General features: G+C 72.2%; 10 protein-coding genes. 6 read left to right on the top strand and 4 right to left on the bottom strand.

Annotation, left to right across the window (positions count from 1 at the left end):
* Position 1 precedes the first annotated feature (1 nt).
* Genes G9Q37_RS17370 through G9Q37_RS17360 form a run of 3 tightly spaced genes read left to right on the top strand, consistent with a single transcriptional unit; the run spans position 2 to position 4138 of the window.
* Entirely contained in the window at positions 2–1777 is a 1776-nt protein-coding gene (locus G9Q37_RS17370) for a branched-chain amino acid ABC transporter ATP-binding protein/permease (RefSeq protein ID WP_166229154.1), read from the top strand.
* 1 nt (position 1778) lies between these two features.
* Entirely contained in the window at positions 1779–2507 is a 729-nt protein-coding gene (locus G9Q37_RS17365; protein ID WP_166229152.1) for an ABC transporter ATP-binding protein, read from the top strand.
* Entirely contained in the window at positions 2504–4138 is a 1635-nt protein-coding gene (locus G9Q37_RS17360; protein ID WP_166229150.1) for an acyl-CoA dehydrogenase family protein, read from the top strand. The genes G9Q37_RS17365 and G9Q37_RS17360 overlap by 4 nt, the downstream gene beginning before the upstream one ends.
* A 33-nt stretch (positions 4139–4171) precedes the next feature.
* Here G9Q37_RS17360 and G9Q37_RS17355 read toward each other — a convergent pair whose 3' ends face one another.
* Positions 4172–5482, bottom strand: a complete 1311-nt coding sequence (locus G9Q37_RS17355; RefSeq protein WP_166229148.1) for an NAD(P)/FAD-dependent oxidoreductase — start codon at positions 5480–5482, stop codon at positions 4172–4174.
* A 28-nt stretch (positions 5483–5510) separates the two neighbouring features.
* Entirely contained in the window at positions 5511–6071 is a 561-nt protein-coding gene (locus tag G9Q37_RS17350) for a hypothetical protein (RefSeq protein WP_166229146.1), read from the bottom strand.
* A 104-nt stretch (positions 6072–6175) separates the two neighbouring features.
* Here G9Q37_RS17350 and pncB point away from each other — a divergent pair, with 104 nt between their 5' ends.
* Positions 6176–7369, top strand: a complete 1194-nt coding sequence (pncB, locus tag G9Q37_RS17345) for a nicotinate phosphoribosyltransferase (protein WP_166229144.1) — start codon at positions 6176–6178, stop codon at positions 7367–7369.
* On the opposite strand, the gene G9Q37_RS17340 is transcribed toward pncB, so the two are convergent.
* Positions 7370–8233, bottom strand: coding sequence for a LysR family transcriptional regulator (locus G9Q37_RS17340; protein WP_166229142.1), 864 nt, complete (start codon positions 8231–8233; stop codon positions 7370–7372).
* A 100-nt stretch (positions 8234–8333) separates the two neighbouring features.
* On the opposite strand from G9Q37_RS17340, the gene G9Q37_RS17335 reads away from it, so the two are divergent.
* Complete coding sequence (locus tag G9Q37_RS17335; protein WP_420810294.1) at positions 8334–8807, top strand: VOC family protein; 474 nt, start codon at positions 8334–8336, stop codon at positions 8805–8807.
* Positions 8804–9379, top strand: coding sequence for a flavin reductase family protein (locus G9Q37_RS17330; protein ID WP_166229140.1), 576 nt, complete (start codon positions 8804–8806; stop codon positions 9377–9379). Before G9Q37_RS17335 ends, G9Q37_RS17330 begins: the two co-directional genes overlap by 4 nt.
* A 6-nt stretch (positions 9380–9385) precedes the next feature.
* On the opposite strand, the gene G9Q37_RS17325 is transcribed toward G9Q37_RS17330, so the two are convergent.
* Entirely contained in the window at positions 9386–11878 is a 2493-nt protein-coding gene (locus G9Q37_RS17325) for a type I restriction endonuclease subunit R (RefSeq protein ID WP_240936423.1), read from the bottom strand.
* Between the last annotated feature and the right edge of the window lie 3 nt (positions 11879–11881).

Genomic DNA, 11881 nt, shown 5'->3' with positions numbered 1-11881 from the left:
CATGGACCTGCGTCGTTACGGCCTGCTGGCCTTCGTGGTGGTCATGGCCGCCGTGCCCTTCCTGCCGGTGCCCGACTACTGGATCACCAAGCTCAACTACGTGGGCCTGTTCGGCCTGGTGGCCCTGGGCCTGGTGCTCCTCACCGGCATTGGTGGCCTCACCTCGTTCGGCCAGGCCGCGTTCGCGGGCCTGGGCGCCTACGCCAGCGCCTACCTGGCGGTGAAGGTGGGCCTGTCGCCCTGGATCGGCCTGCTCGCGGGGCTGGCCATCACGCTGGCCGTGGCCGTGGTGCTGGGCTGGGTCACGCTGCGCATGTCGGGCCACTACCTGCCGCTGGCCACCATCGCCTGGAGCCTCTCGCTCTTCTACACCATGGGCAACCTCGAAGCCCTGGGCAAATACGACGGCCTGCTGGGCGTGCCCGCCATCGAACTGTTCGGCATCAGCTTGCAGGAAGAGCGGCGCATCTACCTGCTGATCTGGGCCGTGGCCATCGCGGCGGCGATCGCCGTCACGCGCCTGCTCGATTCGCGGCCCGGCCGCATCATGCGCGCGCTCAACGCCAACCGCGGCGGCGGCTCCACCATGCCCGAGGCCATGGGCGCTTCGGCCTTCCGCCACAAGATGCTGATTTTCGTGATCGCCGCGCTGCTCGCGGCCGTCTCGGGCTGGCTGTTCGCGCACATGCAGCGCAGCGTGAACCCCTCGCCCTTCGGCATCAAGTTCGGCATCGAGTACCTGTTCATGGCGGTGCTCGGCGGCGCGGGCCACGTGTGGGGCGCGTTCACCGGCGCGGCGCTGGTCAAGCTCGCCGAAGACCAGCTGCAGACCTGGCTGCCCGCGCTGCTCGGCACCTCGGGCAGCTACGAGATCATCGTCTTCGGCGTGGTGCTGGTGCTGGTGCTCAAGTTCGCGCCCGAGGGCCTGTGGCCCTCGATCGAGCGCCTGCTGCCACGCCGCCGCGCGCGCGCCGTGGACACCACGGCCACGCTGCCGGCGCGCGACAAGCCCGCCGCGGGCAGCACGCTGCTCGAGGTGAAGTCGGTGCGCCGCACCTTCGGCGGCCTGGTGGCCGTGAACGGTGTGGCCTTCAACATCCAGGCCGGCCAGATCTTCGGCCTCATCGGCCCCAACGGCGCCGGCAAGTCCACCACCTTCAACCTGATCTCTGGCGTGCTGCCGCTGTCGGGCGGCGAGGTCTGGCTGCGCGGCGAACGGGTCGACGGCCTGCCCTCGCGCGAGATCGCGCGCCGCGGCCTCTCGCGCACCTTCCAGCACGTGAAGCTGGTGCCCGACATGACCGTGCTCGAGAACGTGGCCCTGGGCACCTACCTGCGCACGCGCAGCGGCACCGCCGCGGCCATGCTGCGCCTGGACCGCGCCGAAGAGGCCCGCGCCTTCGCCGAGGCCGCGCGCCAGCTCCAGCGCGTGGGCCTGGGCGAGCAGATGCACGAGCTCGCGGGCAACCTGGCCCTGGGCCCGCAGCGCCTGGTCGAGATCGCGCGCGCCCTCGCGAGCGACCCGGCCCTGCTGCTGCTCGACGAACCCGCGGCCGGCCTGCGCCACCGCGAGAAACAGGCGCTGGCCGAGGTGCTGCGCCAGCTCAAGGGCGAAGGCCTGAGCCTGCTGCTCGTGGAACACGACATGGACTTCGTGATGAACCTGACCGACCGCATCCTGGTGATGGAGTTCGGCACCCCGCTGCTCGAAGGCACGCCGGAAGAAATCCAGGCCAGCGAAAAAGTGCGCGCGGCCTACCTCGGCACGGAGCACTGACATGAGCGACCTCCTGCTGGAAGTGAACGACCTGCACGCCGGCTACGGCAAGGCCGAGGTGCTGCGCGGCATCACGCTGAGCGTGCGCGCGGGCCAGGTGGTGACCGTGATCGGCCCCAACGGCGCGGGCAAGTCCACGCTGCTCAACGCGCTCATGGGCCTGCTGCCGCAGCGCGGCGGCCTGCGCTTCAACGGCGAAGACGTCTCGCGCCTCACGCTCGAAGAGCGCGTGATGGCCGGCCTGGCGCTGGTGCCAGAGAAGCGCGAGCTGTTCGGCACCATGAGCGTGGAAGACAACCTGGTGCTGGGCGGCTGGCGCCCCATGAAGCAGCGCGCGCCGCGCTGGCGCGAAGGGCTCGAGCAGGTCTTCGAGCTGTTCCCGCGCCTGAAGGAGCGCCGCGCGCAGGCCGCCGGCACGCTCTCGGGCGGTGAGCGCCAGATGCTCGCCATCGGCCGCGCGCTCATGGGCCAGCCCAGGCTGCTCATGCTCGACGAGCCCAGCCTGGGTCTGGCGCCGCTGATCGTGCGCGACATCTTCCGCATCGTCGAGACGCTGCGCGAACGCGGCGTGAGCATCCTGCTGGTGGAGCAGAACGCGCGCGCCGCGCTCAACGTGGCCGACGAAGGCCACGTGCTCGAAACCGGCGACATGGTGCTCTCGGGCCCAGCCGCGCAACTGGCGACCGACCCGCGCGTGATCGAGACCTACCTGGGGGCGAAAAAAGGATGAGCTGGGGATACGAAGCGCCGCTCGCATCGATGCGGCGCGTGATCGACGAGGTGCTGGGCGCGCCCGCGCTGTGGGCCGAGTGCCCGGCCTTCGCCGAACTCGACATCGACACCGCCGACGCCGTGCTGCAGGAAGCCGCGCGCTTCGCGAGCGAGGTGCTGCAACCGCTCAACGGCCCGGGCGACCTGGCCGGCTGCGTGCGCGAGGCCGACGGCTCGGTGAAGACGCCGCCGGGTTTTCGCGCCGCCTACCAGGCCTTCGTGCAAGGCGGCTGGCCCGCCCTGCCCTGCGACCCCGCCTGGGGCGGGCAAGGCCTGCCGTTGCTGCTCGACGCCGCCCTGCGCGAGATGCTCGACGCCTGCAACCACGGCTGGAACATGTACCCCGACCTGCTGCACGGGGCCTACGAAACGCTCAAGCACCACGGCAGCGACGCGCTCAAGGCGCGCTACCTGGCCAAGATCGCCAGCGGCGAATGGCTGGCCGCCATGGCGCTCACCGAGCCACAGGCCGGCAGCGACCTGGGCCAGCTGCGCACGCGTGCCGAGCCGCAGGCCGACGGCAGCCTGCGCATCAGCGGCAGCAAGATCTTCATCAGCGGCGGTGAGCACGACCTCACCGACAACATCGTGCATCTGGTGCTGTGCCGCCTGCCCGATGCGCCCGCGGGCACCAAGGGCCTGTCGCTCGCGCTCGTGCCCAAGTGGCTGCCCGACGGCAGCCGCAACGCCATGGTCTGCGACGGCATCGAGAAGAAGATGGGCATCAAGGCCAGCGCCACCTGCGCCATGCGCTACGAAGGCGCCACGGGCTGGCTGGTGGGCGAGGCCAACCGCGGCCTGGCGGCGATGTTCCTCATGATGAACTCGGCCCGGCTGCACGTGGGCCTGCAGGGCCTGGGCCACCAGGAAATGGCGGCGCAGAACGCGCAGCGCTACGCCGAGGAGCGCGTGCAGATGGGCAAGCCCATCGCGCAGCACCCCGCGGTGCGGCGCACGCTGCAGCGCCTGCGCACCTACACCGAAGCCCAGCGCGTGCTCGCCTACCGCGCCGCGCTCGCGCTCGACCTCGCCGACCACCACCGCGACGAGGCGGTGCGCGCGCGCGAGCGCCGCTTCGCGGCGCTGCTCACGCCGGTGATCAAGGCCTTCTGCACCCACCACGGCTTTCACGGCCCGGCCGAGGCGCTGGGCCTGTGGGGCGGCTACGGCTACGTGCACGAATACGGCATCGAGCAGACGGTGCGCGACGCGCGCATCGCGATGATCTACGAGGGCACCAACCAGATCCAGGCGATCGACCTCGCGCAGCGCAAGCTGCTCGCCGACGGCGGCGCCGCGCTCACCGAACTGCTCGACGGCCTGCAGGCCGAACTCGGCGAAGCCGCCGGCCTGCGTCGCCTGTTCGACGAGGCGCGCGCCGTGCTGCCCGCGTGGCTGGCGCGCTGCGCGCAAGGCGGCGCCACCCTGCTCGACACCGCCGACGACCTGCTGCACGCGCTCGCGCTCACGCTGCTGGCCTGGGCCGTGGCGCGGCTCGACGCCGCGGGCGGGGCCCACACGCCGGTGTTCGAGCGCGAGGGCGTGCCCGAGGGGCTGATGCACTGGTCGCGCGTGCGCGCGGCCCTCTGACCCGCGCGCTGCAGGCCCGGCGGTCGCCGGGCCTCAGTGCAGCTTCACGAGCGGCGTCGCGCGCTTCACGAGGAAACGCGCGAACGCCAGCACGGCGGTGCGCAACGTGCCCAGCACCGCCTGGTGGTGCATGAGGTGCAGGCTCGTGTACATCAGCCGCGCGAGCAGGCCCTGCACGAACCAGTTCGCGCCGAACAGGTTGCCCATGAGGTTGCCCACCGAGCTGCGCGTGCCCAGCGAGACCAGCGAGCCGTGGTCGCGGTACACGAAGGGCCGGGCACGCGGCGCCTGCCCGCGCGCCAGGCGCAGCAGGCGCCCGGCGAGGTAGCTGGCCTGCTGGTGCGCGGCCTGCGCGCGCGGCGGCACCGGACGGCCGTCGGCCTGGGCGCAGGCCGCGTTGTCGCCCAGCGCGTGCAGGTGCGGCACGCCCTTGACGGCCAGGGTGCCGTCCACCTCGACCTGGCCGCCACGCGCCACCGGCAGGCCCAGCGCGGCCAGCAGCGGCGGCGCCTGGATGCCCGCGGCCCACACCACCACGTCGGCCGGGAACACACGGCCCGCGCTGTCTTCGACCGCGCTGGGGCCGATGCGCGCGACGCGGCATTGCGTGACCACCTCGACGCCGCGCTCGCGCAGCAGCGCGGTGGCCGAGGCCGACACCTTCTCGGGCAGCGGCGCGAGGATGCGGTCCGCGCCCTCGAGCAGCGTGAGCCGCAGGTCGTGGCGCGCATCGAGGTGCTGGAAGCCGTAGCGCGTGAGCACCTGGCCCGCCTCGCGCAGCTCGGCCGCGAGCTCCACGCCCGTGGCGCCCCCGCCGATGATCACCACCTGCACCCGCCCTTCGCCGCCGTCGATCTTGCGCCGCTCGGCCATGGTGAGCAGGCGCAGCAGGCGCAGGCGGAAGCGCTCGGCGTCGGCGGGCTGGTTCAGCGCCACCGTGTGCTCGGCCGCGCCCGGCACGTTGAAGTGGTTGGCCGTGCTGCCCAGCGCGAGCACCAGTTCGCCATACGCCAGCGAGCGCTCGGGGATCAGTTCGTCGCCGTGCCCGTCGGGCACCGCCGCCACGGTGAGGCGGCGCTGCGCGGTGTCCAGCCCGGTGAGCGCGCCATAGCAGAACGCGAAGCCGTTGTCGTGCGCGAGCATCTCGTACGACAGGCCTTCCTGGTGGATGTCGAGCGTGCCCGCGGCCACCTCGTGCAGCGAGGGTTTCCAGACGTGGAAGAGCTGGCGGTCGACCAGGGTCACGCGCTGCGGACCGAGCCGGCGGCCCAGCTTGCAGGCCAGTTCGAGGCCGCCGGCGCCGCCGCCGACGATGACGATGGGGAGAGAGGGGGTCTGGCTCACGCGCTGCGCTGGCAAGCCGCGTGCCCCCTCAGAGCCGGGCGCCGGTGGCGCGTTCCATGGCCTGCATGGAGGCCTTGAAGATGCGCTGGCGCTCGGCCAGCGCGAGCTTGTGGTGGTCGTGCAGCTCGTGCATGGCGATGGTGAGGTCGAGCACGAGGTTCTTGAGCGCCTTGCGGTCGAGCTCGTGGCCGATGCGGCCGTTGGGCAGCCGCACGCCCGGGCCCAGCGGCAACAGGCACAGCAGCAGCACGGTCCACAGGTCGGGCTCGGGCGCCAGGAAGTGCATCCAGTAGGGCCAGCGCTCGTGCAGCGCGCGCAGCAGGTCGCGGCATTCGGGGATGGTGTGCACCTGCCGCGGGTCGCGTTCGAGGCCGTTGAAGGCGAAGAACACGTGGCCCGTGAGCTGCGTGGTGCGCAGCGCGCTGTCGGAGAGCTGCTGCAGGTCGCGCGCGCACAGCTTCAGGCGGGCCGGCTCGGCGTCGCCGGGCTCCAGCGTGAACACCACGTTCATCGCCCCGGCCGGCAAGGCGGCCAGGCCGGTGCCCAGCGCGACGCGCGGCGGCGGGGTGAGGGGCGGGCTGGTGGTCATGGCGCGAAGCGGGCCGGGCGGTGGGCAAGGCGTGACGTTAGCACGACTGCCGGGGCGGCGGCATCCCCCGGACGGTGCCCGGCGGCCTGAGCGAAGATCGCCGCATGAAGCCCGTCATCCACAGCCTGCTCGACACCGACCTCTACAAGTTCTCGATGTGGCAGGCCATGCTGCACCGGCACCCCACGACGCAGGCGCGCTACACCTTCGTCTGCCGCAACCGCAGCGCCTACCCGCTGGCCGCGCTGCTCGACGAACTGAACCGCGAGCTCGACCACCTGTGCACGCTGCGCTTTCGCGCCGACGAACTGGCCTGGCTGGGCGGGCTGCGCTACATCAAGTCGGACTTCGTCGACTTCCTGCGCATCTTCCAGTTCCAGCGCGAGTTCATCCGCGCCAGCGTGGCGCACGGGCAGCTCACGATCGAGGCGCGCGGCCCGCAGGTGCACGTGATGGCCTTCGAGATCTTCGTGCTCGCGATCGTCAACGAGCTCTACTTCCGCCGTTTCGACACCGCTGCGGCGCTCGCCGAAGGCCGCCGCCGCCTGCGCGACAAGGTGGCGCGGCTGCAGGCGGTGGGCCGCGAGCCGCCGCTGCGCCACCCCTTCGAGATCACCGACTTCGGCGTGCGCCGCCGCTTCAGCGGCGACTGGCAGCGCGAGGTGGTGGCCACGCTCGCGGCCGAGGCGCCGCAGGTGTTCAAGGGCACGTCCAACGTGATGCTGGCGCGCGAGCTCGGGCTGGTGCCCATCGGCACCATGGCGCACGAGTACCTGCAGACCTACCAGACCCTGGGCGTGCGCCTGCGCGATTTCCAGAAGGCCGCGCTCGAGGACTGGGTGCAGGAGTACCGCGGCGACCTCGGCATCGCCCTCACCGACGTGATCGGCATGGACGCCTTCCTGGCCGACTTCGACCTCTACTTCGCCAAGCTCTTCGACGGCCTGCGCCACGACTCGGGCGACCCGATCGCCTGGGGCGAGAAGGCGCTGGCGCACTACGCGCGGCTGCGCATCGACTCCCATACCAAGCGGCTGGTGTTCTCCGACGGCCTGGACATCGCCACCGCGCTGCGCATCCACCGCCACTTCGGCGATCGCGCGCAGCTCGGCTTCGGCATCGGCACCCACCTCACCAACGACATGGGCCTGCAGCCGCTCAACATCGTGATGAAGCTGCGCGAGGCCAATGGCCAGCCCGTGGCCAAGATCTCGGACACGCCGGGCAAGGCGCTGTGCGACGACGCGACCTTCCTGGCCTACCTGCGCCAGGTGTTCGGTGTGCGCGACGCGGGCTGATCAGGCCGCGTAGGCCTCGACCACGCCTTGCACCAGGCGCTGCGCGGCCTCGGTCAGCTCGCTGCGGTGCACGATGCCGATGTCGCGGTGGAAGGTGTGTGCGCCCAGGTCGATCGCGCGCACGCCCGCGGGCCAGCGGCGCCGGTCCGCGGTTTGCGGCAGCAGCGCCACGCCGAGGCCGTTGGCCACCAGTTGCACGATGGCGTCGAGCTCGTCGAGCTCGCACACCTCGTTCACCGCCACCTGGCGCGCGCGCAGGAAGCGGTCGACCTGGCGGCCGCCGAAGGAGCCGCGGTCGTAGCGCACGAAGGGCTGGTTGGCGAGCAGCGCCCGCCAGTCGTCGCCGCGCACGGCGCGCGGCACCAGCAGGCGAAAGGGTTCGCGCGCCAGCGGCACCCAGCGCAGATCGCTGGGCAGCGCGAATGGCGGCCGGATGATCACCGCCGCGTCGATCTCGCCCGCGTCGACCGCGTTGAGCAGCGCGGTGGACACGCCCGGCACCACGCGCGTGCGGCTGCCCGGCAGCGCGCGGTGGAACCTCGCGAGCGCCGCCGGCAGAAAGGCCTGCTGCACCGAAGCGATGGCGCCCAGGGCCACGAACACCGTGGTTGCCTTGCTGCGCTGGTGCGAGCCCAGCTGCGCGTAAAGCGCGATCAGCTCCTGCGCCTGCGCCAGCGTCTGCCGGCCGCGGGGGTTCAGCCGCGCCGCACGGCCGGTGCGGTCGAACAGGGTGAAGCCAAGCCCGGCTTCGAGCCGCTTGATCTGCGCGCTCACGGCCGCCTGCGTGAGGCCGATCTGCTGGCCCGCGGCCGCGAAGGTGCCCGCGCGCGCCACGGCGATGAAGGTCTTGAGCTCGGCGATCATACACAAAGCATAGTGATGCTCGGCTCAAAAAACCATTGATTTTCTTTTGGCTGGAGCGCGACTAGCATCGCCGTTCTCCCCCCTTTCCGACGAGGCCCCGATGAGCACCGCCACCGCCACCCGACCCACCATGACCGCGCCCACCACCAACCCGGCGCCGCTGTCGCCCTTCCACCTCGCGTTCCCGGTGCACGACCTCGAGGCCGCGCGCCGCTTCTACGGTGAACTGCTCGGCTGCCCCGAAGGCCGCAGCTCGCCCGAGTGGATCGACTTCAACTTCTACGGCCACCAGATCGTGGCCCACCTCGCGCCCGAGGCCTGCGGGAATGCCGGCACCAACGCGGTCGATGGGCACGGCGTGCCGGTGCGCCACTTCGGCATCGTGCTGCCCATGGCCGACTGGGAGGCCATGGCCGAGCGCCTGAAGGCGCTGGGCACGGCCTTCGTGATCGAGCCCTACATCCGCTTCCAGGGCCAGCCCGGCGAGCAGGCGACCATGTTCTTCCTCGACCCCTCGGGCAACGCGATCGAGGTCAAGGCCTTCGGCGACATCAACCGGCTGTTCGCGAAGTGAGCGGCTTCGCGCCGGTGCGCCTGGAGCACGCGAGCCGCCTCATCAACCACGGCCCCACCGTGCTCGTGACGAGCGCGCACGGTGGCCGGCGCAACCTGATGGCCGCGGCCTGGTCCATGCCGGTGGAGTTCACGCCGCCGCGCATCGCGGTGGTGATCGACAAGCACACCTTCACGCGCGAACTCGTGGGCGCCAGCGGCGCCTTCGGCCTGTGCCTGCCGGGCCTGGCGCTCGCCGACCTCACCTGGAGCGTGGGCCAGCACAGCGGCCGCGACGGCGACAAGTTCGCGCGCTATGGCCTGAGCGCCACGGCCGGGCCGGTGCTGGGCGTGCCGCTGATCGAGGCCGGCTGCGCGGCCTGGCTCGAATGCCGCCTGATCCCCGAGCGCCACACCGAAGACGCCTACGACACCTGCTTTGCCGAGGTGGTGGCCGCCGCGGCCGATCCGCGCGTGTTCGCCAACGGCCGCTGGGTCTTCGACGCGCACAACGCCGATCTGCAGACCATTCACCACCTGGGCGCAGGCGTGTTCGTGCGCGCCGGGGGCACGGTGCAGGCGCGGGCGCTGTAGGCGCGCTCAGTCGCTCTCGCGCGCCAGGCCTTCGCGCGCGAGCTCGATCACCTGCGCGACCGCGAGCCGGGCCCGCTCGAGCCCCAGCAGCGCGAACAGCCGCGGCAGCAAGGCCTGGCGCACCGCGGCGTCGAGATCCTGCGGGTTGAGCGAATGCTCGGCCACGATGTTGCGCACTTCGGTGTCCATGGCGCGGGCCTGTTCGATCAGCGTGGCCGTGGCGGGCAGCGGCGGGCCGCCGGGCCGCGCCGCGGCCAGGCGCACGATGCCGTAACAGGCGCGCGCCAGCGGCCGGCCCTCGAAGCCGCTCTCGGCATCGGGATCGAGCGCGAGCGCGGTCTCGATCGCCTGCTTCAGCCGCGCGCGGGCGCTGTCGTCGGGCACCGTGTCGGCGGGCAGCACGGCGTAGATGCGCTTGGGCTCGCGCACCGGCGTGTCCTCGGGCGACCGCGGGTCGACCGCGCGGTACAGGCCGGCGATGTCGTCGATGTCGTAGCCGCCCTGGGTGCGCGTGGCGAGGTCCTGGTAGTCGCGCACGGCGGTGTCCAGCGCGCGCAGGATGTCGCGGTAGTCCACCAGCAGGCCGTGGCGCTTGGCCTCGTGCAGCCGGTTCACGCGCGCCACGGCCTGGATCAGGCGGTGCTCCTTGAGCGGCTTGTCGATGTAGAGCACCGTGTTGCGCGGCTCGTCGAAACCGGTGAGCAGGCGGTCGACCACGATGAGCAGGTCGGGCGCGCCGTCGCTGCCGAAGTCGCGCAGCAGGTTCTGCTCGTAGCGTTCGGCGTCGCGGCCCACGTGGGTGTTCCACCAGTGCCGCACCTCGAGCAGCTGGCTTTCGTCGACCTCGCTGACGCCTTCGCGGCGCTCGGGCGGCGAGATCAGCACCGCGCTGCTCACCAGGCCGGTGTCGTCGAGGCAGCGCTGGTAGCGGATGGCGTCGAGCTTGCTGCCGGTGGCGACCTGGCCCTTGAGGCCCTGGCTGCGCGTCTTGATGGTGTCGTGGAAGTGCTGCGCGATGTCGCGCGCGATGCGCTCGACGCGGCGCGCGGCCTCGTCGCCGCTGGCCAGCCGCGGCTTGCGCTCTTCGTAGAGCAGCGGCGCCACGGTGCCGTCGCGCACCGCGCGCTGCTGCGTATAGGCGTGCAGGATGGGGCCGAAGCGGTTGGCGGTTTTCTCGCGCTTGAGCAGCGGTGTGCCGGTGAAGGCGAGGTAGGCCGCCCGCGGCAGCGCCCTGCGCATGCGGTCGTGCCACTCGCCGCCCTGGCTGCGGTGGCCTTCGTCCACCAGCACGATCAGGTCGGCCGAGGGGTTGCGGCATTCGGGCAGGCGCGAGGCCGTGGCGAACTTCTGCACCAGCGTGAAGATGATGCGCTCGCGGCCCTGGCCGATGCGCCGCGCCAGCTCGCGCCCCGAGGCCACGCGCGCGCGCTCGCCCTCGCGGTCGGCCAGCGCCGAGCCGAAGGCGCCGCTTTCGAGGAAGTTGCGCGCGAGCTGGCTCTCGAGGTCGAGCCGGTCGGTCACCACGATCACGCGGCAGGCCTGGGTGCCCGGGTGCAGCAGCAGCGCCTTGGTCAGGAAGACCATGGTGAAGCTCTTGCCCGAGCCCGTGGTGTGCCAGAGCACACCGCCTTCGCGCGCGCCGTCGGGCCGGCGCTGGGCGATGCGAGCCAGCACCGCGCGCACGCCGAACACCTGGTGCGGTCGCGCCACGACCTTGCCGAGGCGGCGGTCGAACAGCACGAAGTGGCGCAGCAGCTCGAGCAGGCGGTCGGGCGACAGCAGCGCGTGCACCGGCCCCAGCGGATCGGGCGGGCCTTCGTGCCAGCGCGCCCAGCAGCGCGGCGGCGTGCCCGTGGTGCCGTAGCGCGCGTCGCCCGCGCCCGCCGCGGCGGACGATCCGAGCGCCAGCAGCAGCTGGGCGCAGGCATGCAGCTGGGGCAGTGCGTCGAGCCGCTGGCGGCGCCGCTGGCGTTGCACCGCGGCCTCTACCGTGTCGGCGCACTCGATCACCGCCAGCGGCAGGCCGTTCACGCAGGCCACCAGGTCGCAGCGCAGCGGCTCGGTGCCGCGCGCGGGCAGCAGCTCGAAGCCTTCGCAGACGTCCCAGAGATTGGCCTCGGGGCGCTGCCAGTCGAGCAAGGGCACCGTGGGCTGGTGCTTCTTGCTGTCGGGCATGAACTCGGTGACGGTCACGCCCAGCGTGAGCAGCCGGTAGAAGCGCTCATTGGCCGCGAGCAGGCCCTCGTGCAGGTTCAGCGACATCACCTGGCGCACCACCTGGTCGATGCCGCCGGGCGACAGCGGGTGGTATTCGCCCTTGTACTCGAAGCGGTGCGCCTGAAGCGCTTCGATCAGGCGCGGCTTGAGCACCGCGTCGCGCACGCCACCACGCAGCCGGCGCGCGTCGGCCGTGCTCAGCGGGCGCCAGCCCATTGCCGTGAGCAGGGCCAGCGAGGCGGCCACGGGGCCGCGCCGCCCGGGGACGGGGGTCGCGCTCACGCC

This window comes from Hydrogenophaga crocea, from assembly GCF_011388215.1.
Lineage (GTDB): Bacteria > Pseudomonadota > Gammaproteobacteria > Burkholderiales > Burkholderiaceae_C > Hydrogenophaga > Hydrogenophaga crocea.
This window is presented reverse-complemented; position numbering and strand designations above follow the sequence as displayed.

What these genes read in the sequence shown, in the direction of transcription:
- G9Q37_RS17370 (WP_166229154.1), top strand. Translation starts at nt 2, where the DNA reads ATGGACCTGCGTCGTTACGGCCTGCTGGCCTTCGTGGTGGTCATGGCC.
- G9Q37_RS17365 (WP_166229152.1), top strand. Translation starts at nt 1,779, where the DNA reads ATGAGCGACCTCCTGCTGGAAGTGAACGACCTGCACGCCGGCTACGGC.
- G9Q37_RS17360 (WP_166229150.1), top strand. Translation starts at nt 2,504, where the DNA reads ATGAGCTGGGGATACGAAGCGCCGCTCGCATCGATGCGGCGCGTGATC.
- G9Q37_RS17350 (WP_166229146.1), bottom strand. Translation starts at nt 6,071, where the DNA reads ATGACCACCAGCCCGCCCCTCACCCCGCCGCCGCGCGTCGCGCTGGGC.
- pncB (WP_166229144.1), top strand. Translation starts at nt 6,176, where the DNA reads ATGAAGCCCGTCATCCACAGCCTGCTCGACACCGACCTCTACAAGTTC.
- G9Q37_RS17340 (WP_166229142.1), bottom strand. Translation starts at nt 8,233, where the DNA reads ATGATCGCCGAGCTCAAGACCTTCATCGCCGTGGCGCGCGCGGGCACC.
- G9Q37_RS17335 (WP_420810294.1), top strand. Translation starts at nt 8,334, where the DNA reads ATGAGCACCGCCACCGCCACCCGACCCACCATGACCGCGCCCACCACC.